Raw genomic sequence first — 20,044 nt, forward strand, 5'->3', positions numbered from 1 at the left:
CAGCGTCGCCGCACGAATCCCCCGGCAGCGCGGTGGGCCGCGTACCGGCACCATCCTGGTCGCTGTCGGAACCGACCGGCACCGGTTCGACCGGCTGATCGGCTGGCTGGAGGACTGGCACGCCGCTGCCGCCGACCGGGCCGAGCTGATCGTGCAGTACGGGCACAGCCGGGCACCGGAGCTGGCCGGGGCAATCGACTTTCTCGACCACGACGCGCTGCAACAGGCCATGCAGCGGGCCACCCTGGTGGTGTGCCACGGCGGCCCGGCGACCATCCTCGAAGCCCGTCGGCACCGGCATCTGCCGATCGTCGTACCCCGGGATCCCACTCTGGACGAGCACGTCGACGACCATCAGATGCTGTTCGCCCGCCGGCTGGCCGACGCCGGGCTGATCCGGCTCTGCCAGTCGCGTACGGCGCTGTTCGAGGCGCTGGAGGCCGGGCTGCGCGCCCCGGCGAGCTTCGGCGTCACCGCCGACGCCGGCACCGACTCGGCACGACTCGCGGCCGTCGCCCGGGTCGGCGAGATCATCGAAGGGCTGATCTCGTCGGCGAACCCGCGCCGCGTGCTCAGCCGGCGGTCGCGTTGACCGCCGGCCGGGCCCCGACGATCAGCGTCGTGGTCCCCACCCGGGACCGGCCCGAGCTGCTGCGCGAGGCGATCGCCGCGATCCGCGAGCAGGACTATCCGGCACCTGTCGACGTGGTCGTGGTCTACGATCAGTCCACCCCGGACACCACGTTGGCCAGTGACGACCCGCACCGGCCGGTCCGGGTGATCAGCAACGGCCGGACCGCCGGCCTGGCCGGTGCCCGCAACAGCGGCATCCTGGCCGCGACCGGCGAGCTGGTCGCGTTCTGTGACGACGACGACCGGTGGCTCCCCGGAAAGCTCGCCGCTCAGGTCGACGAGCTGCTCGCCCACCCGGACGCCGAGTTCGTCAGCTGCGGCATCCAGGTCAGCTACGACGGCACCGTCAACGACCGGGTGCTCGACCTCGACAGCGTGTCGCTCGCCGCGCTGCTGCGGGACCGGATGACCGAGCTGCACCCGTCGACCTTCCTGATCCGCCGCGCGGCGCTGGTGGATGGTTTCGGGCTGGTCGACGAGGAGATTCCGGGCAGCTACGCGGAGGACTACGAGTTCCTGCTCCGGGCCGCCCGCAGCGCCCCGTTGCGCAACCTGCGCACGCCGTACGTGCTGGTCCGCTGGCACAAGCGGTCCTACTTCGCGCAGCGCTGGGACACCATCGCCACCGCCCTGCAGTGGCTGCTGGACCGCTACCCGGAGTTCGCCACCGAGCCGGCCGGCGAAGCCCGGGTCGCCGGGCAGATCGCCTTCGCCGAGGCCGCCGCCGGGCACCGTCGCGGGGCGATCCGCTGGGCCCGGCACACCCTGGCCCGCAACCCGCGCGAGCCGCGCGCCTACCTCGCCCTCGCCGTCGCCAGCCGGGCGGTACGGCCGGACCTGGTGCTCCGTACCCTGCACAAGCGCGGCCGGGGAATCTGACACCGGTACGTGCCGCCCTGCTCGCCGGTGTCCACTAGGTCGCCTTTGGAGGTTGATTGGTGGGGTTCGCCGCTGCCGTTGGTGCTTGATTCAGTTCGTACTCAGATTCTTCCCATATTACGCTCTGGCGTCTTTTGGTGACGCTGTGGTCGCCGTAGGGTGCTGGCTACCTGTGTTGATCTTCGGGGTGGCTATGTCGGATCGTCGGGCTGGTCGGGTGTGGTTGTCGGGTGTGCCGTGCCGGGTCGCTGGGGTGACGGTGGTGGTGGCGTCTGCGTTGGTGGCTCCGCAGGAGGTGGCTGCGCCGGTGGGGACGGCGGTGGAGCCGGAGGTAGCCCAGCGGTCGGTGCCGGTGGCGGAGCATGTGCCGGCTGGGGTGGACGGCGAGGCGTCGCTGGCGGATTTGCCTGCGATTGGCAGACTAGAACCTCTGCGATTGGCAGACTATGGGTCCTGCGTTTAGTAGAGTGCCTCTGTGGTCGAGTATCGGCGCCGCGTCCTGGACGGCACGCTGGATGAGCTTCAGCCGCATCTTCGTGCCTTGTCGATCCACGGGCCGAAGGGGGTTGGGAAGACAGCGACGGCGATGCAACGAGCCGCGTCGGTCATCGATCTCAGTCTGGCCGCCCAGCGCGAGATCGTCACGGCTGACCCGTCGATCCTGACCCGGCTGCCGGGGCCGGTGCTGGTGGACGAGTGGCAGCGCCTGCCCGAGGTGTGGGACTACGTGCGGCGTGCCGTCGATGCCGGCTCCCCGCCCGGTCACTTCATTGTCGCTGGAAGCTCGGCACCGCGGGGCGCAGTCGTCCACTCCGGTGCCGGGCGGATGGTGCCGATGCGGATGCGGCCGCTGAGTCTGGCCGAGCGGGCCATCGAAACGCCGACCGTGAGCCTGGCGGCGCTGCTGGCGGGCGACCGCGTCGTCGGCGGTGCCACCAAGCTCCGGTTGACGGACTATGTCGAGGAGATCGTGGCGTCGGGCTTTCCTGCCATCCGTGGATTGCCGCCTCGGGTGCGTCGAAGGGAGTTGGACGCGTACCTGGACAACGTCGTCCAGCGGGAGTTCCCCGAGCAGGGCTATCCGGTTCGCCGGCCGGCCGTGCTGCGTGCGTGGCTGGCCGCGTACGCGGCCGCGACATCAACCACGACGGCGTACTCGAAGATTCTCGACGCGGCAACCGCCGGGCTGGCGAACAAACCGGCCAAGGAGACCACCCTCGCCTACCGCGACGCCCTGACATCACTGTGGCTACTCGATGCGATACCGCCGTGGATTCCCAGCCACAACCACCTGGACCGGCTCGGCCAAGCGGCCAAACACCACCTTGCCGACCCAGCGTTGGCTGCCCGGCTGCTCGGGCTCGACGGCGCCGCGCTGTTGCGCGCCGAGCAGGGCAGCACGGACCGGCCAGAAGGCACGATCCTCGGCGCGCTCTTCGAGCACCTCGCCGCGCTGAGCATTCACACCTACGCAGAGGCCGCGGAGGCCCGAGTTGGTCATCTGCGCACCCGCAACGGCGATCACGAGGTGGACCTGATCGTCCAACACGCGGACGGCCGAGTGCTGGGTGTCGAAGTCAAGCTGGCCGATCGCGTCGAGGACGCCGACACAAAGCACCTGCGATGGCTCCGCGACCGCATCGGCAAGGAGCTGATCGATGGGGTTGTCGTGTACGCGGGCGAACACGCCTTTCGGCGCCGCGACGACATCGCGGTCGTACCGCTGGCCCTACTCGGCCCGTGACCCTGAACGAGGCACCATCCGGCGCGGGTCGGCGGCAGCGACGTCATGCGCGAGCAGCTCACCCACCTTGTGTCCAGCAGACAGGCGAACGTCACCGTCTGGTCAGTGCAGGGGGCCGATCTCGGATTCGATCGCGGTGCGCAGCTCCCGGCCGGCGACCACGTCTCGGACGGCTTCCAGCACCGGGGCCAGGAAGATGTCCGGCCCCGGCTGACCGGCCAATGCGCCGACCAGCTTCACCGCCGCCTGGCCGGCCGGCGACGGCCGTAACGGGGCGCGCAGCTGCAGGCCGCGTACCGCCGCCAGCAGCTCCACCGCGAGCAGGCTGGTCAGGTTGTCCAGCACGGTACGAAGCTTGCGGGTCGCCGCCCAGCCCATCGACACGTGGTCCTCCTGCATGCCGGAGGTCGGCACCGAGTCCACCGAGGCCGGTGCGGCCAGCCGGCGGTTCTCCGCGACGACGCCGGCGGCGGTGTACTGGGCGATCATCAGCCCGGAGTTGACCCCGGCGTCCGGGGACAGGAACGCCGGCAGGCCCCGGGACCGGTTCACGTCCAGCAGCCGGTCCACCCGGCGTTCGCTGATCGACCCGACCTCGGCGGCCGCGATGGCCAGGAAGTCGGCGGCGAAGCCGAGCGGCGCGCCATGGAAGTTGCCGGTCGACTCGACCCGCCCGTCCGGCAGCACCACCGGATTGTCCACCACCGACCGCAGCTCCCGGCCGGCGACCGTGCCGGCGAACGCCAGCGTGTCCCGGGCCGCCCCGGCCACCTGCGGCGCGCAGCGCATCGAGTACGCGTCCTGCACCGCGTGCAGCAGATCGTCGCGGTGCGAGTCCATCACCGCCGAGTCCTGCAGCAGCCGGTGGATGTTGCCGGCCGACACGCCCTGACCGGGATGCGGCCGGATGGTGTGCAGGTCGGCCTGGAACGGCCGGTCCGAGCCGAGCATCGCCTCGATCGCCAGCGCGGCGGTGACGTCGGCCATGGTGAACAGGTGCCCGGCGTCCTCGACCGCCAGCAGCAGCATGCCGAGCATCCCGTCGGTGCCGTTGATCAGGGCCAGCCCTTCCTTGGCGGCCAGCTCCACCGGGGCCAGCCCGGCCCGACGCAACGCCACCGCGCCGTCGACCCGGTCCCCGGTGTCCGGGTCCCGCACCCAGCCCTCACCCATCAGCACCAGCGCGCAGTGCGCCAACGGTGCCAGGTCACCGGAAGCGCCGAGCGACCCGTGCTCCGGAACCCACGGGGTGATCCGATGGTTGAGCAGGTCCAGCAGCGCCTGCGCGAGCAGCGGACGTACCCCGGAACGGCCCAGCGCCAGCGACCGCACCCGCAGCACCAGCATGGCCCGGACCACCTCGTCGGGCATCGGCGCGCCGATCCCGGCCGCGTGCGAACGGATCAGCGCGTGCTGCAGCTCCGAACGCCGGTCCGGCGCGACGAAACTGCTGGCCAGCGCGCCGAACCCGGTGGAGACGCCGTACACCGGGCGGCCGTCGCGTTCGATCGACTCGACGATGTCGCGGCTGCGGGTCATCGCCGCGACCGCACCGGGGCTCAACTCGACCCGTGCCCCGTCCCGGGCCACCGCCCGCACCTGTGCGGCGGTCATCCCGTCCGGTTCAATCGTCACAGTGGACATGTCGGAACTCCGTCGTGCAGGACCTGATGGATCAGCGGCACACCCGGCCGGTAGGCCAGGTGCAGATGCGACGGTGCGTCGAGCAGCAGCAGGTCGGCGCGGGCACCCGGGCGCAGCACGCCGACGTCGGCGCGGCGCAGCGCCTGGGCACCGCCGGCGGTCGCCGCCCAGACCGCCTCCGCCGGGGTCATCCCCATCTCCCGGACCGCCAGCGCCACGCAGAACGGCATCGACGTGGTGTACGACGAACCCGGGTTGCAGTCGGTGGCCAACGCCACCGTCGCTCCCGCGTCGAGCAGCCGGCGGGCATCCGGGTACGCCGCCCGGGTGGAGAACTCCGCGCCCGGCAGCAGCGTCGCCACCGTCGCCGATCCGGCCAGCGCGGCGACGTCCGCATCGGACAGATGGCTGCAGTGGTCGGCGCTGGCCGCCCCCAGCTCCACCGCCACCGCAACGCCAGAGCCGGGACCCAACTGGTTGGCGTGCACCCGTAACCCCAGGCCGGCTGCGGCCCCGGCGGCCAGCACCGCGCGGGCCTGGTCGGCGTCGAACGCGCCGCGTTCACAGAACACATCCACCCAGCGGGCGTACGGGGCCGCGGCGGCCAGCATGTCACCGGTGACCAGGTCGACGTAGTCGTCGGGGCGGTCCGCGTACTCGGCCGGCACCAGGTGGGCGCCGAGGAACGTCGTCTCGTCGGTGAACTCCGCCGCCACCCGCAACGACCGGGCCTCATCGGTGACGCTGAGCCCGTACCCGCTCTTGATCTCGATCGTGGTGCTGCCCTGCCGCAGCGCCTCACGGCGTAGTCGCCCGACGGTGCCGCGCAGCTCGTCGTCGCCGGCGGCGCGGGTCGCCGCCACCGTGGTCCGGATGCCGCCGCCGTCGTAGCGGACCCCGGCCATCCGGGCGGCGAACTCGCCCGCCCGGTCACCGGCGAAGACCAGATGCGCGTGGCTGTCCACGAAGCCCGGCAGCCCGGTCCGGCCGCCCGCGTCGATCCGCCCGTCGGCGGCCGGCGCGTGCGCCCCGCGCCCCACCCAGGCGATCCGGTCGCCGTCGACCAGCACCGCCGCGTCGGTCAGCAACCCCAGCGGGCCGCCGTCGTGGGTCGGATCGTTGGTGACCAGCTCCCCGATGCCGGTCACCAGCAGCGTGCCGCTCACCGGCAGCGTGCCGCTCACCGCCGTCACCGGGTCACCACCCGGATCGCGGCGGCCAGTTCGGTCGGTACGTCGAGGTGCAGATGCCGGCCGTCGGTGACGACCGGCCGGCCGTCCACCACCACGTCGGTGACGTCGGCGGCGGTCGCCGCGAAGACCAGGCCGGCCGGGTCGACCCCGGCGGTACGTACGCCGTCCAGCGCCACGGTGACCAGGTCGGCGCGGGCACCGACCGCGATCTGCCCGGCATCGGCCCAGCCCAGCGCGGCGTGCCCGGCTCCGGCGGCCATCGAGATCAGCTCTCCGGGGGAGAAGTTTCCCCGCCGGCCGGTGCGCAGCCGCTCGTGTGTCTCCACCGCCCGCGCCTCCTCGAACAGGTCGATCACGGCGTGGCTGTCACTGCCCACGCTGAGCGCGACCCCGGCGGCCGACAGTGGACCCGCCGGGCCGATGCCGTCAGCCAGATCCCGCTCGGTGGTCGGGCAGAGACAGACCCCGGTGTCCGACCCGCCGAGCAACGCCACGTCGGTATCGGTCAGGTGGGTGGCGTGCACGGCGGTCGTCCTCGGGCCGAGCACCCCGGCGTCGGCCAGCAGCGCAGTCGGGGTCCGGCCGTACCGGGCCAGACAGGCCGCGTTCTCGGCCGGCTGCTCCGACAGGTGTACGTGCAGCGGAACGCCCCGCTGCGCCGCGGCCCCGGCGACGACCGGCAGCTCGGCGGCCGGTACCGCCCGTACCGAGTGGACCGCCGCGCCCACCCGGACGTGGTCACCGGCCGGTGACCACGCCTGCGCCCGCTGCGCCCAGGCTCCCGCATCGGTGTCGCCGAACCGGCGCTGCACCCCGGTCAGCGGTGCCCCGTCCACCCCGGCGGTCAGGTAGCAGGTGTCCAGCAGGGTGAGTCGCAGCCCGGCGTCGGCGGCGGCGTGCGCGAGCGCGTCGGACATCACGTTCGGCTCGGCGTACCGCCGGCCCTGTGGATCGTGGTGCAGGTAGTGGAACTCGCCGACGCAGGTCACCCCGGCGAGCGCCGCCTCGGCGTACACCGCGCGGGCCAGCGCCAGGTAGCTGTCCGGGTCGAGGCGCCCGGCGACCGCGTACATCCGGTCCCGCCAGGTCCAGAAGCTGCCCCGGCCGTCGTGGGTCCGCCCGCGCAGCGCCCGGTGGAAGGCGTGCGAGTGGGTGTCGGCCAGGCCGGGCAGGGTCACCCCGGCGAGCCTCGGTACGCCCGGCGGTGCCGCCACTCCGGCGGTGACCGCGGTGAACCGGCCCGCCTCGGCCTCGATCAGTACCCCGGCTGCCGGGGCCGGCCCGCCCAGCCAGGCGTGTTCGGCGTACCACCTCATCCGCGCCGCCTCATTCGCCGGCCAGGTCGGCCAGCGCGGCGGCGAGGGCCCGCACCCCGGCGGCGCAGTCGTCGTCGGTGGCGTGCTCGTTCGGGGCGTGCGACACCCCGGTCGGGTTCCGTACGAAGATCATCGCCGTCGGCACGTGTCCGGCCAGGACGCCGGCGTCGTGCCCGGCGGCGGTCGGCAGCACCGGCACGGCGGCGGTCGGCAGCACCGGCACCGCGCCGGTCGGCCGCGCACCCACCGCCGTGGCGATCCGGTCGGTCAGGTCCGGGTCGAAGGCGACCGGCGGGCTGTCCGACTCGCGGACCACCGCCACCGACGTACCGTCCGCCCGCGCCCGGGCCGCCGCGTCGGCCCCGATCGCCTCGACCAGCGTGGCCAGCGCGGTGTCGTCGGCGGCCCGCGCGTCCAGCCAGGCGTGCACCTGGGCCGGGATCGCGTTGGTGGCGTTGGGCCGCACCGAGATCCGGCCGATGGTGGCATGCGCGCCCAGCCGGCGGGCCTGTGCCTCGGTGGCGAGTACGGTGTGCGCGCAGGTCAGCATCGGGTTCCGGCGGTCGACCATCCGGGTGGTCCCGGCGTGGTCGCCGGCCCCGGTGAACTCCAGCCGCCACCGCCCGTGCGGCCAGATCATGCTGGCCACCCCGACCGGGGCACCGAGGTCGACCAACGCCCGGCCCTGCTCGACGTGCAACTCGACGAAGACCCCGATCCTGGCCAATCGGTCCGGGTCGGGCCCGGCCGCCGCCGGGTCGGCGCCGCCCGCCCGCATCGCCTCGGCCACCGTCACCCCGTCGGAGTCGGTCAGCGCCAGCGCGTGCGCCGCCGACACGCCGCCGGTGAGCAGCCGCGACCCGAGGCAGGCCAGGCCGAACCGGGCCCCCTCCTCCTCGACGAACACGGCGACGGTCACCGGCCGCGCCGGCACGAACCCCCGCTCCCGCAGCTCGTCGACGGCGAGCAGCGCCGACACGATGCCGAGCGGTCCGTCGTAGCCGCCGCCGTGCGGCACCGAGTCGAAGTGACTACCGGTGACCACCGCCGGGGCGGCCGGATCCACGCCGGATGGTACCCAGTCGGCCCACAGGTTGCCGTTGCCGTCGGCCCGCACCGCAAGCCCGCGCCGGACCGCCTCGGCGGTGAACCACTCCCGGCAGGTCAACTCCGCCGTTGACCAGGCGTAGCGCAGGTAGCCGCCGGTGGCCGGATCACGCCCGACGCCGGCCAGCTCCGCCCACATCGCCCGGAACCGCTCGGCCAGCGGGTCAGCGGTGGTCATCGGAGCCGGGCCGGTCATCCGTGGCCCATCGGCACCGGCAGGTCATGCGCGGCGGCGACCTGACCGGCCAGCTGGTATCCGGCGTCGACGTGGCGCAGCACCCCGGTCGCCGGGTCGTTGCGCAGCACCCGCTCGATCTTCTGCCCGGCCAGCGCCGACCCGTCGGCGACGCAGACCTGACCGGCGTGGATCGACCGGCCGATGCCGACCCCGCCGCCGTGGTGGATGCTCACCCAGGACGCGCCGCTGGCCGTGTTGACCAGGGCGTTGAGCAGCGGCCAGTCGGCGATCGCGTCGGAGCCGTCGGCCATCGCCTCGGTCTCCCGGTACGGCGACGCCACCGACCCGCAGTCCAGATGGTCCCGACCGATCACCACCGGAGCGGCCAGCTCCCCGGCGGCGACCATCTCGTTGAACCGCACCCCGGCGAGTTCCCGTTCGCCGTACCCGAGCCAGCAGATCCGGGCCGGCAGCCCCTGGAACGCGACCCGTTCGCCGGCCAGCCGGATCCAGCGGGCCAGCGCCTCGTTGTCGCCGAACAGGTCGAGGATCGCCCGGTCGGTGGCGGCGATGTCGGCCGGGTCGCCGGACAGCGCCGCCCACCGGAACGGGCCCTTGCCGGCGCAGAACAACGGCCGGATGTACGCCGGCACGAAACCGGGGAAGTCGAACGCCCGGTCGTAGCCACCGAGCCGGGCCTCGTCGCGGATCGAGTTGCCGTAGTCGAACACCTCCGCGCCGGCGTCGGCGAAGCCGACCATCGCGGCGACGTGCCGGGCCATCGACTCCCGGGCCCGCTGCGTGTACTCCTGCGGTGCCCGGCCGGCGTACGCCGCCGCGTCGGCCAGATCGACCCCTTCCGGCAGGTAGCTCAGCGGGTCGTGCGCGCTGGTCTGGTCGGTGACGATGTCGATCTCGACGCCGTCGGCGAGCAGCTGCGGCAAGACGGTCGCCGCGTTGCCGACCACGCCGACCGACAGCGCCCGCCGGTCCCGCCGGGCCGCCTGCGTCGCCGCGACCGCCTCGGCCAGCGAGGCGGCGACGGTGTCCAGGTAGCCGGTGGCGACCCGGCGGGCGAGTCGCTGCGGGTCGACGTCGACGATCAGGCACACCCCACCGTTCATGGTGACCGCGAGCGGCTGCGCACCGCCCATCCCGCCGCAGCCGGCGGTCAGGGTCAGCGTGCCGGCCAGCGATGCGGTGCCGACCCGGTCGATCCAGGCCGGCGGCGCGGTCGGGTCGGTGACCTCGGCGGGAGCGCCGCCGGCCGCCAGTTTGGCGGCGACCGCCGCGAACGTCTCGTAGGTGCCCTGCAGGATGCCCTGGGTGCCGATGTAGATCCACGAGCCGGCGGTCATCTGCCCGTACATGGCCAGGCCGAGCTGTTCCAGCCGGCGGAACTCCGGCCAGGTCGCCCAGTCGCCGACCAGGTTCGAGTTGGCCAGCAGCACCCGGGGCGCCCACTCGTGGGTGCGCAGCACGCCGACCGGCCGGCCCGACTGGACCAGCATCGTCTCGTCGTCGGCCAGCTCGGTCAGCGTCGCCACCAGCGCGTGGTAGGACGGCCAGTCCCGGGCCGCCCGGCCGGTGCCGCCGTACACCACCAGGTCGTCAGGTCGTTCGGCGACGTCCGGGTCGAGGTTGTTCATCAGCATCCGCAGCGCGGCCTCCTGCGGCCACCCCTTGGCGGTACGGGTGGCACCGCGCGCCGCGCGGATCAGCTCAGCCATGTCGCGGTCCCTTCAGCCGATGAAGACGTTGCGCTGGGCGGCGGAGCGCTCGAACTGCTCCAGCCGCCGCTGTGCCTCACCCGGTGCCGCGTCGCAGATCGCCTGCAACAGCACCATCGCCAACGCCATCGGCGCGGCGTGCAGGTCGAACACCAGCTGGTCGCCGACCGGGGCGGGCAGCACCAGGTCGGCGTGTTCGGCGGCCGGGCTCAGCAGGGAGTCGGTGATCAGCACCACGGCCAGGCCGACGGCGCGCGCCTCGACCAGCGCGTCGACGGCCTCCCGGGGGTAGCGGGGCAGCACGATGGCCAGCAACGCGGTCGCGCCGGCCTCCCGGGTCTGCTCCAGGCGCTCCGGAAGCAGGCTGCCGCCGCTGTCGAGCACCCGTACGTCGGGGCGGACCTTGGCGGCGAAGAACCCGAAGTAGGTGGCCAGTGGCGCGGCGGCCCGCAGCCCCAGTACCGGTAGCGGGGTGCTGCCGGCCAGCAGGGTGCCGGCGGCGGTGAGCCGGTCCCGATCACCCAGCTGGTCGGCGAGCGTGCTCAGATGCCGGGCCTCGGCGCGTACCGCGCGCTGCATCTCGTTGTCGGCGGCGTAGGCCCGCCGCCCGCCGCGCCGAGACTCGCCGCGCGGTGCGGGCAGGCCGGCCGGGCCGCCGGACTGGCCGGTGCCAGCCGGATTGACGGCGAACTCCCGTAGCCGGCGGCGCAGCGCCGGGTAGCCGTCGTAGCCGAGCGCCATCGCGAACCGGGTGACCGACGGCTGGCTGACCCGGGCCAGCTCGGCGACCTCGGCGGCGGACAGGAACGCGGCGGAGCCGGCGTGCTGCACCAGGCTGTGTGCGATCCGTCGTTGGGTGGGGGTGAGGCGGACACCGGTGAACAGGTCGAGCACCCGTTCGGCCGAAGCGGCCGGGACGACCTCGCTGTCATTCACCATGACACTGTATGCAATATTTCATTCAGCCGGCAACGGTGGCCGCGACGGCACCGGCGGCCGCTGTGGTAGAACCAGCGCGTGGAACGCCTACCGTCGCATCGCAACCCGGTCCTCACCCGGCCGCCGTCGTGACCGGCGTACGAGTCGCCGCCCTCCACACGTACCCGGTCAAGGGGTGTCGCCGTCTCGACCACGACGATGCCCAGGTCGAGCCCTGGGGCCTGGCCGGGGACCGACGCTGGATGATCATCGACCCGGACGGAGTCGGCATCACCCAGCGGGAGGCTCCGGCCCTGGTCCACATCCGCCCCCAGCCCGTCGCCGGTGGACTCACCCTGCACACCGCCGGCCGGCCGACCCCGGTCGTCCCCCCACCGGTCGCGCCCACACTGGATGTTCGCGCACCGGTCGCCGGCCCGCCGGTGCAGGTCCGCGTCTTCCGGGCCAAGGCCCCGGTGCCGGCCCGGCTCGCCGAGGCCGCCGCACACGCCTGGATCAGTGCGGTCATCGGCCGACCGGCCCGACTGGCCTGGCTGGCCGACCCGACGGTACGGGCGGTCAACCCCGACCACAGCCGTCCCGGTGACACGGTCAGCTTCGCCGACGGCTACCCGGTGCTGCTGACCAACGCGGCCTCCCTCGACGCGGTCAACGACTGGCTCGTCGAGTCGGGCGACCCGGCCGCGCCGTTGCCGATGCACAGGTTCCGCCCCAACGTGGTGATCAGTGGAGCGCCGGCCTGGGCCGAGGACGGGTGGCTGGGGCGTCGGATCCGGATCGGCGACGTCACCTTCCGGGTGGCCAAGTCCTGCACCCGCTGTGTCGTCACCACGACCGACCAGGACACCGGCGAACGCGGCCAACAGCCGCTGCGGATCCTCGCCCGACATCACCGTGGGCCGAAGGGTGTCCTGTTCGGGATGAACATCATTCCGGACGGCACCGGACGAGTCACCGTCGGCGACAACGTGGTGGTTGCGGCCGGTCCCGACTCTTAGGTCTCACTTAGGACCGTTGCCCGGGTACGTCGCAGTACGGCAGCATCACCGGACGTGACCGACGACGGACCCGCCTCCCGTGCCCGCCGGCCTCGGGCCGGCCGGTCGATCTGGGCCGGCCGGACCCGCTGGCTGGCCGGCGGTGCGGCCGCGGCCGGGGCCGGCCTGCTCGGCCTGCTGCTGGCTGCCCAGGTCGGTGCCAGCCCGGCCTGCGCGGCACCACCCGTCGGCGGCGGCATTCAGCAGGGCAAGGCCACCTTCTACGACGCGCAGGGGCAGGGTGGCAACTGTTCGTTCGACAGTGCGCCGGCCGACCGGATGTACGTCGCGCTCGGCCCGGACGAGTACGCCGATGCCGCCGCGTGCGGCGGGCACCTCGACGTCACCGGTCCCCGCGGCACCGTCCGCGTCGTCGTCATGGACCAGTGCCCGGAGTGCGCTGCCGGCCACCTCGACCTGTCCCGGGAGGCGTTCGCCCGGATCGCCGATCCGGTGCGGGGCATCGTCGACGTCAGCTACCGGGCGGTGGTCGACCCGCCGACCGGGCCGCTCGCGGTGCGGGTCAAACAGGGCGCGTCGCAGTGGTGGTTCGCGGTGCGGGTCACCGACCACGGCAACCCGCTCGCGACCGTCGAGGTTCGAACCGGATCGGAGTGGCGCGGACTTGTCCGGCACGACTACAACTACTGGCTCGCCGACGACGGGCTCGGCCCCGGCCCGTACTCCCTGCGGGTCACCGACGTGTACGGCAACCGGGCAACCGTGCCGGGGGTCCGGTTGGCCCCGGGGCGGACCCAGCAGACCGACGTGCGGCTGTACGGCAGCGAATCGGGTTCCAGCTCCGGCTCCCGGTCGTCCGGGTCGTCCTCGGCCGCTGGCGGCTCCGGTGCCGACCGGTCCGGTGACCGGTCGACGGCGGCGCCGCCTACGTCGACCGCCGAACCACCGTCGCCAGGTCCGACGCCCACCGGGTCGGCCTCGCCGGGTCCGTCGCCAACCGCCGGTGCAGCGGGTCTCGGCGCGGCCGCCGGCCCGTCAACGGTGCCGGCCACAGCCCCTGCCGACCCGCCGTCAGTCTGCGGCTGACCGACCGGCGGTCTGCGGCTGCCCGACCCAGTCTGTGGCTGGCCAGTTCGTCGGCGCGCCGCTCAGCTCCCGCCACATGATGATCTCGTCCCGGTCGTCGCCGTCAACCACCCGCAGCGCGCCCGGCAGCCGGCCGACCTCCCGGTAGCCGCACCGCTGGTAGAACGCCGGCAACCCGTGCCCGTCGCGGATGGTGACCTGCAGCGCGGACAGACCCATCGACCGGCCGACCCGCTCCGCCTCGGCCATCAGAGCCAGCCCGTAGCCGCGCCCCTGCCGGTCCGGTGCGACCACCACCCGCTTGAGTACCCGCCAGTGCTCCTTGAGGTCGAACCGGTTGCTGGTGACGAAGACGAACGCGGCCAGCCCGGCATCGTCGTGGCCGACGAGCAGCCGGTCGATGCCGGCAGAGACCCCGGCGAACGCCGCCTCGGCGGTCGGGCGTACGTCGGCGACGGTCACCGGGGCGACGAAGCCGACCGCGCCACCGGCGTTGGTCGCGTCCGCCCAGACCGCGATGATCCGCTCGCGCAGCTCGTCGTCGAGCGGCGGATCAAGGACGAAGCCCAGCCGTACGTGGAGTGGGTGCATCATTGCGTTGTGTCGACTCCGGGTGGCCTGGGTGCCAGGCGCTGGGTAGGGCCGGCGGGACTTGAACCCACACTGGTGCGATCCTAAGTCGCATGCCTCTGCCAATTGGGCTACGGCCCCGAGCGCTCCTAGGTTACGTGCCGAGGACAGGTTAGCCGAATCCCGGTCGGCCGGAGCCGGAGCCGGCGGCTGCCGCGTCAGTCGAGGCCGAGGTCGCGGCGGAGCTTGGCGACGTGCCCGGTGGCCTTGACGTTGTACAGCGCCCTCGCGATCCGCCCCTCGGCGTCGATCACGAAGGTCGACCGGATCACCCCGGTGACCGTCCTGCCGTACAGCTGCTTCTCGCCGTAGGCGCCGTACGCGGTGAGCACGGTCTTGTCCGGATCGGACACCAGCGGAAAGGTGAGCCCGTCGCGCTCGCGGAACTTCGCGAGTTTCTCCGGTTTGTCGGGAGAGATGCCGACCACCTCGTAGCCGGCGGCCTGCAGTCCGGCGAGCGAGTCGCGGAAATCACACGCCTGCTTGGTGCAGCCCGGGGTCATCGCCGAGGGGTACGCGTACAGCACCACGTTGCGCCCGCGTAGCTCCTTGAGGGACAACTGGTCGCCACTGTCGGTCGGCAGGGTGAACTCCGGGGCGGGATCGCCCGGTGCGAGGCGGACCGGCCCGCCGGTGGCAGCTGAGGTCATGGCCGGAGCCTACTCCGAGGCCGTTGGCGGGGTCGGACCGCCAACCGTGATCAGTTGCATGCCCTATGCAAGAGCAGCGATAGCGAAATAGGCTGGCTACGCGACCAACGGACTGCCCAGCCGGGAGGAACCAGGTGGACCCCCTCGCACTCCACATCCAGAACGGGGTGCTCAACGGCCCCGTAGCGATCAGCTACGCCGTGCTTGCCGCAGTGGCCTTCGGATACTGCATGGTCCGCGGCCACCGGGACCTCGACGACCGGCTCGCCCCGATGGCCGGCCTGGTCGCCGCGTTCATCTTCGCCGTCCAGATGCTCAATTTCCCGGTGCTGCCCGGGGTCAGCGGCCACCTGCTCGGCGGCGCGCTGGCCGCGCTGCTGGTCGGCCCGTGGGTCGGCGCGCTCTGCGTGTCGATCGTGCTGATCGTGCAGGCACTGCTGTTCGCCGATGGCGGAGTCACCGCGATCGGCCCGAACGTCACCAACATGGCGCTGGTCGGCACCGCCGCCGCGTACGGGCTGATCTTCGTCCTGCTGCGGCTGTTGCCGCGTACCCCGACCGGGCTGGCGGTCACCGCGTTCGTCGCGTCGGTGGTCAGTGTGGTCGCCGCCGCGTTGAGCTTCGTGCTGCAGTACGCCATCGGCGGCACCACGCAGCTGCAGGAGTTCGGCCTCGGTCAGGTGCTGGCCCTGATGACCGGCACCCACGTCCTGATCGGCGTAGGTGAGGGGCTGATCGCCGCGGTCACCGTGCTGACCGTCGCCCGGACCCGCCCGGACCTGGTGTACGCCCTGCGCGGACTGCGCCGCCCGGCCGTGGCGAGCCCGCCGGCCGCTCCCACCGCCGCCCAGCCCGCGTCCACCGGAGGTGCCGCATGAAGCGCAACACCGGTTTCGTACTGGCCGGTCTGTTCGTCTCGCTGCTGCTGGCCGGCGTGGTCAGCAACTTTGCCTCCGGCTCGCCCGACGGGCTGGACTCGGCGTCGACCCAGGGCTGCGAATTCGACGGCGAGGAGATCGTCGGCGGGGCCTGCATGAGCTCCGGCGCGCAGGACCACGAGCTGGCCGACAGCCCGTTCGCCGACTACGGCCTGACCGCCGTGGACAACGGTTTCGTCGGTACGGCGGTCGCCGGTGCGGTCGGGGTGCTACTCACCTTCGCGGTCGCCGGTGGGCTGTTCTGGCTGACCCGCAGCCGCCGGCCGGCCGCCGGGACACCGGCCGCCGAGGCGGCGGCCATCGAGGCGCCGGCCGGCGGACCGAAGAGCTGACCAGCGGTGGGAGCCGGGCACGCACAGCTGCTGTACCTGGAGCGGGACAGCCCGGTGCACCGGCTCCCGCCGGAGACGAAGATCGCCGCGATGCTGGCGTTCACCCTGGTGGTGGTGGCGACCCCGCGCGAGCGGCTGTGGGCCTTCGGCGGCTATCTGCTGCTGGTCGTGGCGGTCGCCGTCGTCGCCCGGGTGCCGGCCGGCTGGCTGGCCCGGCGGTCGCTGATCGAAGTCCCGTTCGTGGCCTTCGCGTTCGCGTTGCCCTTGCTGGCCGGCGGTGAACGGATCCCGGTCGCCGGTCTGAGCCTGTCCGTCGAAGGCCTCTACGGCGGCTGGAACATCCTGGCCAAGGCCACCCTCGGGGTGCTCGCGTCGCTACTGCTGGCCGCCACCACCACCAGCCGTGACCTGCTGGTCGGGCTGGACCGGCTGCGCTGCCCGTCGGTCGTCACCCAGATCGCCACGTTCATGCTGCGCTACGTCGACGTGCTGGTCGACGAGGCCCGGCGGATGCGGATCGCCCGGATCTCCCGGGGTGACGACCCGCGTTTCCTCTGGCAAGTACGCGGTTTCGCAGCCGGCGTCGGTGCGTTGTTCCTGCGGGCGTTCGAGCGCGGCGAGCGGGTGTACCTGGCGATGATCTCCCGCGGGTACACCGGTCGGATGCCGGTGGCCTGGCAGGCCACCGGCGGTGCCACGGCCGGCCAGTGGATGCTGGCCGCGTCGGTGCCGGTGACGGCGGCTACCATCGCCGCCGTGGCGGTGTTGTCGCGGTGAGCGATCCGGTTGACGCGGGCTCGACGCAGCCGGCCGGCGACGGCGGTCCGATGCCGTCTGTCGATCCGGTGTCGCCGTCGCTGCGGGTGCGTGACCTGCGGTTCAGCTATCCGGACGGGCAACCGGCGCTGCACGGGGTGGATCTGACCGTGCCGGCCGGGGCCCGGGTGGCGTTGCTGGGGCCCAACGGTGCCGGCAAGACCACCCTGGTGCTGCACCTCAACGGCGTACTGCGGGCCGGGTCCGGCCAGGTCGAGGTCGGCGGGCTGGCGGTGGACCAGCGGCGGGCGACGCTCGCCGAGGTGCGCCGCCGGGTCGGTATCGTCTTCCAGGATCCGGACGACCAGCTGTTCCTGCCGACGGTCGCCGAGGACGTGGCGTTCGGCCCGGCGAACCTGGGGCTGCGTGGCGCCGAGCTTGCGGCGCGGGTCGATGAGGCGCTCGACGCCGTCGGGATGGCGCAGCACCGGGACCGGTCCCCGCAGCACCTGTCGTTCGGTCAGCGGCGGCGGGTGGCAGTGGCGACGGTGCTGTCGATGCGTCCGGAGATCCTGGTGCTGGACGAGCCGTCGTCGAACCTCGACCCGGCGGCCCGCCGTGAACTGGCCGAGATCCTGCACCGGCTGCCGGTGACGATCCTGATGGTCACCCACGACCTGCCGTACGCCTTGGAGCTGTGCGACCGGTCGGTGATCCTGGACAGCGGCCGGGTGGTGGCGGACGGTCCGACCACCGAATTGCTCGCCGACGCGCAACTGCTGGCCCGGCACCGGCTGGAGCTACCGTTGGGCTTCGACCCGCTGCTCGCCGCGCGCCAGCTCGCCTCCGTCCGGGCCGGTGCTGCCCGGTCCGTCGCCGGCGTCCCGACCGACGCCGCCCGGCCCGGTGACGGGCTCCGCGCGCAGGCGTAGCACCGCGCCGAGCGTCACGGCGACCCCGCTGACCAGGGCGGCGGCGACCACGATCCGCGGCCACCAGGCCGGTCCGGGCACCGGGGCGATCGCCCGGGTGAACACGGCGGCGTTGGCCGCCCCGGCGAAGATCGCCAGGCAGGCGCCGGTCAGGGCGAGAGCCAGCTCGGCACCGGGCCGGCGGCGTGCCGCGTACCCGGCGGCAGCCAGCGCGGCCAGCCCGGTCAGCAACGCCCAGACCGGCCCGTCGAGCAGCACGCTGAGCAGGCCGGCCGGGCCACCGGTGCCGGATTCGACGGCGCGGGCCATCGCATAGCCGACGGCGGCCGCGCCGCCGACGGCGAGCCCGCCGGCGGAGACCAGCTGTGCGGTCCACCGGCCGCGCCGGGCGGTAGCCACCAGAGCGACCGCCAGCAGTACGGTGCCGAGCAGCGTGCCGCCCCACCAGTGCAGCGGGTCGGGCGGCGGGATCCAGTCCAGCGTGCCGCGCAGCTCCACCGGGGTGACGCCGTCGCGCAGTGGCACCACCCAGTCGCGTACCCGGTGCACCTGGTCGGGCGCGGCCCGCACCGCGTCCGGCGGCGCGGCGTCCAGCCAGTAGGTCCGTTGGTCGTGCCAGCGGACCACCGGCCGGTCGGCGATCCGTCGCCAGTCCGGCGGCGCGGCCGGGTCGGCGTCGGCCGGCACCGGGGTGTCGCCGGCCAGGGTCTCGTTCTGGTACGCGGTGGGGGAGCGCCGGTTCTGGTAGACCCCGTCCGGTCGGATCTCCAGGTACGGCTCCCCGGCGTAGCCGAGCACCTCGACCGGCCGGCCGCTGCGGTTGGTCAGCTCGAGTCGGGCACCGGCCTCGACGACCCGGACGGTGAGCCCGTCGACGACCGGCACCGTGCCGGTCACCGCCACTCGGTAGTCGGTCGCCGCAGGGGCGTCTGCGCCGTGCGCGCCGGCCGGCGTCGCGGCACCGGCGAGCAGCGCCGCCGCCACGCCGACGAACGCCGCAAGCCGGCCGGCCAGTCGGGTGGCCCGCACCTGCGCCGGCCGTCGGGTGAACCGCACCTGCGCCGGCCGTCGGGCGAACAGCACGTCAGCCGGCCGCGTCGACGGCGGCGGTGATGGCCTGGGCGCTCGAAGCGACGGTCGCGCCGTCGACCATCACGGTCGGGGTGCCGCTGACCCCGGCCCGGCCGGCCTGCTCGGTGACGTGGGACGGCCACCCAGCGTAGGTGTCGTCCCGGACGCACTTGCCGAAACTGTCGGTGTCCAGCCCGACCTCACCGCCGATGGCGATCAGCTGCTCCTCGCTGAGCCCGGGGCCGCCCTCGGCCGGCTGTTGCCCATAGAGCGCGGCGGCGTACTCCTGGAACTTGCCGCCGGCCGCCGCGCAGCCGGACGCCGCCGACGCCCGCGTCGAGTACGCGTCGTCGCTGAGCCGGTCGAGGATCGCGACGGGGTGGTACACCAGGGTGATCCTGCCATCCTCGACGAGCTGGTCCAGGGTCGGGCCGACCTGCTGTTCGAACTGCCGACAGGCGGGGCAGAGGAAGTCGGCGTAGAGGTCGACGGTGACCGGGCCGTCGCCGATCGGGATGCCGGAGTCGGCGGCGACCGCGCCGGGCGGCGCGGTGTACTCGCCGCCGCGCTGGGTCTGGTAGACGGCCCAGCCGATCGTGCCGGCGAGGACGAGCGCCACCACGGCCGCCACCGACGTCCAGAGGGCACGCTGGCGCCGCCGCTCCCGGGCCAGCTGGTCGCGGACCACCCGGGCTGCCTTCTTCTGCTCCACTCGCCGGCTCATCGCCGTCACCCGCCGATCTACCTGAAATCCGACTATCTGCTGTTGTTTACCCAAGAATCCGTCGACAGCGCTGTGCGCGGCCACCACACCAGGAACCCGGCGAGCGCGAGGAACGCCAGGTCGCGGGCGATCTCCGGGCCGTACGCGGGGGTCTGCCCGGCGGCCAGCTCACCGCCGACGCCGAAGCAGCCGCAGTCGATCCGCAGCCCACGCATCCACGCGGAGGTGATACCGGCGATGAAGACCACCAGCAGGCCGGCCGAGACGGCCGCGCAGAGCCGGGTGGCCAGCCCGATCAGCAGCAGCACGCCGAGCGCCAGTTCGATGAAGGGCAGCGCGGCACCGATCACCATCGCCAGGTCGTACGGGAAGACCTGGTAGGCGTTGACCGCCCGGCCGGACCCGGCCAGGTCGGTGACCTTCGACCCGCCGGCGAACAACCACACGGCGGCCAGCCCGAGGCGGGCGGCGGCACCTATCCAGGGTCGTACCCTCATGTCTGTTAGTCGCTGCGCACCCGGTGCCGAGTTCCACGGCGACGTGACGCCAAACCGGAAAATCCGA

At 73.4% G+C, this 20,044-nt stretch carries 19 protein-coding genes, 1 tRNA gene and 1 pseudogene; 9 read left to right on the forward strand and 12 right to left on the reverse strand.

Annotation, left to right across the window (positions count from 1 at the left end):
- Window positions 1–16: 16 nt before the first annotated feature.
- From O7621_RS13080 to O7621_RS13090, 3 genes are all read left to right on the forward strand, one after another.
- Complete coding sequence (locus tag O7621_RS13080) at window positions 17–592, forward strand: glycosyltransferase (RefSeq protein ID WP_282234579.1); 576 nt, start codon at window positions 17–19, stop codon at window positions 590–592.
- Window positions 589–1,512: a glycosyltransferase family A protein gene (locus tag O7621_RS13085; protein WP_282234203.1), complete on the forward strand. Its 924-nt coding sequence runs from the start codon at window positions 589–591 to the stop codon at window positions 1,510–1,512. The genes O7621_RS13080 and O7621_RS13085 overlap by 4 nt, the downstream gene beginning before the upstream one ends.
- Window positions 1,513–1,987: 475 nt before the next feature.
- Window positions 1,988–3,256, forward strand: a complete 1,269-nt coding sequence (locus tag O7621_RS13090) for a DUF4143 domain-containing protein (RefSeq protein ID WP_282234204.1) — start codon at window positions 1,988–1,990, stop codon at window positions 3,254–3,256.
- Between the two features lie 102 nt (window positions 3,257–3,358).
- Here O7621_RS13090 and hutH read toward each other — a convergent pair whose 3' ends face one another.
- Genes hutH through O7621_RS13120 form a run of 6 tightly spaced genes read right to left on the reverse strand, consistent with a single transcriptional unit; the run spans window position 3,359 to window position 11,360 of the window.
- A complete protein-coding gene (gene hutH / locus O7621_RS13095; RefSeq protein ID WP_282234205.1) occupies window positions 3,359–4,900 on the reverse strand; it encodes a histidine ammonia-lyase in 1,542 nt (513 codons plus the stop codon).
- Window positions 4,888–6,066, reverse strand: a complete 1,179-nt coding sequence (gene hutI, locus O7621_RS13100) for an imidazolonepropionase (protein ID WP_282234580.1) — start codon at window positions 6,064–6,066, stop codon at window positions 4,888–4,890. The genes hutH and hutI overlap by 13 nt, the downstream gene beginning before the upstream one ends.
- A 23-nt stretch (window positions 6,067–6,089) precedes the next feature.
- Window positions 6,090–7,409, reverse strand: coding sequence for a formimidoylglutamate deiminase (locus O7621_RS13105; protein ID WP_282234206.1), 1,320 nt, complete (start codon window positions 7,407–7,409; stop codon window positions 6,090–6,092).
- A 10-nt stretch (window positions 7,410–7,419) separates the two neighbouring features.
- Window positions 7,420–8,694 carry an allantoate amidohydrolase gene (locus O7621_RS13110; protein WP_282234581.1) on the reverse strand — a complete coding sequence of 425 codons (1,275 nt, stop codon included), beginning with the start codon at window positions 8,692–8,694 and terminating at the stop codon, window positions 7,420–7,422.
- 14 nt (window positions 8,695–8,708) lie between these two features.
- Complete coding sequence (locus tag O7621_RS13115; protein ID WP_282234207.1) at window positions 8,709–10,424, reverse strand: urocanate hydratase; 1,716 nt, start codon at window positions 10,422–10,424, stop codon at window positions 8,709–8,711.
- A 12-nt stretch (window positions 10,425–10,436) separates the two neighbouring features.
- A complete protein-coding gene (locus O7621_RS13120) occupies window positions 10,437–11,360 on the reverse strand; it encodes a MurR/RpiR family transcriptional regulator (protein WP_282234208.1) in 924 nt (307 codons plus the stop codon).
- A gap of 131 nt (window positions 11,361–11,491) precedes the next feature.
- Between O7621_RS13120 and O7621_RS13125 the strand changes: the two genes are divergently transcribed.
- A complete protein-coding gene (locus O7621_RS13125; protein ID WP_282234209.1) occupies window positions 11,492–12,361 on the forward strand; it encodes an MOSC N-terminal beta barrel domain-containing protein in 870 nt (289 codons plus the stop codon).
- Between the two features lie 54 nt (window positions 12,362–12,415).
- The gene (locus O7621_RS13130) at window positions 12,416–13,447 is read left to right on the forward strand and encodes an expansin EXLX1 family cellulose-binding protein (RefSeq protein ID WP_282234210.1); all 1,032 of its coding nucleotides are present in this window, start codon (window positions 12,416–12,418) and stop codon (window positions 13,445–13,447) included.
- Here the strand turns inward: O7621_RS13130 and O7621_RS13135 are convergent.
- The 3 genes from O7621_RS13135 to bcp all read right to left on the reverse strand — a co-directional run bounded on the left by O7621_RS13135 (window position 13,433) and on the right by bcp (window position 14,727).
- Complete coding sequence (locus O7621_RS13135; RefSeq protein ID WP_282234211.1) at window positions 13,433–14,038, reverse strand: GNAT family N-acetyltransferase; 606 nt, start codon at window positions 14,036–14,038, stop codon at window positions 13,433–13,435. The genes O7621_RS13130 and O7621_RS13135 overlap by 15 nt on opposite strands.
- Window positions 14,039–14,084: 46 nt before the next feature.
- Window positions 14,085–14,158, reverse strand: a tRNA-Leu gene (locus tag O7621_RS13140).
- Window positions 14,159–14,235: 77 nt separating this feature from the next.
- Window positions 14,236–14,727 (reverse strand): thioredoxin-dependent thiol peroxidase, encoded by a 492-nt coding sequence (gene bcp / locus O7621_RS13145; protein WP_282234212.1) that lies wholly within the window; start codon window positions 14,725–14,727, stop codon window positions 14,236–14,238.
- A gap of 134 nt (window positions 14,728–14,861) precedes the next feature.
- Here bcp and O7621_RS13150 point away from each other — a divergent pair, with 134 nt between their 5' ends.
- The 4 genes and pseudogenes from O7621_RS13150 to O7621_RS13165 all read left to right on the forward strand — a co-directional run.
- Window positions 14,862–15,605, forward strand: coding sequence for an energy-coupling factor ABC transporter permease (locus tag O7621_RS13150; RefSeq protein ID WP_282234213.1), 744 nt, complete (start codon window positions 14,862–14,864; stop codon window positions 15,603–15,605).
- Window positions 15,602–15,997, forward strand: a complete 396-nt coding sequence (locus O7621_RS13155; RefSeq protein ID WP_282234214.1) for a PDGLE domain-containing protein — start codon at window positions 15,602–15,604, stop codon at window positions 15,995–15,997. The genes O7621_RS13150 and O7621_RS13155 overlap by 4 nt, the downstream gene beginning before the upstream one ends.
- Before the next feature lie 6 nt (window positions 15,998–16,003).
- Window positions 16,004–16,774: a cobalt ECF transporter T component CbiQ gene (gene cbiQ / locus O7621_RS13160; RefSeq protein ID WP_282234215.1), complete on the forward strand. Its 771-nt coding sequence runs from the start codon at window positions 16,004–16,006 to the stop codon at window positions 16,772–16,774.
- A gap of 50 nt (window positions 16,775–16,824) precedes the next feature.
- Window positions 16,825–17,574 (forward strand): annotated as a pseudogene (locus tag O7621_RS13165) (ABC transporter ATP-binding protein); the annotation flags it as partial.
- Here the strand turns inward: O7621_RS13165 and O7621_RS13170 are convergent.
- Genes O7621_RS13170 through O7621_RS13180 form a run of 3 tightly spaced genes read right to left on the reverse strand, consistent with a single transcriptional unit; the run spans window position 17,554 to window position 19,977 of the window.
- On the reverse strand, window positions 17,554–18,768 hold the full coding sequence (locus tag O7621_RS13170; protein WP_282234216.1) for a hypothetical protein: 1,215 nt from the start codon (window positions 18,766–18,768) through the stop codon (window positions 17,554–17,556). The pseudogene O7621_RS13165 and the gene O7621_RS13170 overlap by 21 nt on opposite strands.
- A 1-nt stretch (window position 18,769) precedes the next feature.
- Complete coding sequence (locus O7621_RS13175; protein ID WP_282234217.1) at window positions 18,770–19,480, reverse strand: thioredoxin domain-containing protein; 711 nt, start codon at window positions 19,478–19,480, stop codon at window positions 18,770–18,772.
- Between the two features lie 32 nt (window positions 19,481–19,512).
- The gene (locus O7621_RS13180; RefSeq protein WP_282234218.1) at window positions 19,513–19,977 is read right to left on the reverse strand and encodes a MauE/DoxX family redox-associated membrane protein; all 465 of its coding nucleotides are present in this window, start codon (window positions 19,975–19,977) and stop codon (window positions 19,513–19,515) included.
- Window positions 19,978–20,044 lie beyond the last annotated feature (67 nt).

Source organism: Solwaraspora sp. WMMD937, from assembly GCF_029581175.1.
GTDB lineage: Bacteria > Actinomycetota > Actinomycetes > Mycobacteriales > Micromonosporaceae > Micromonospora_E.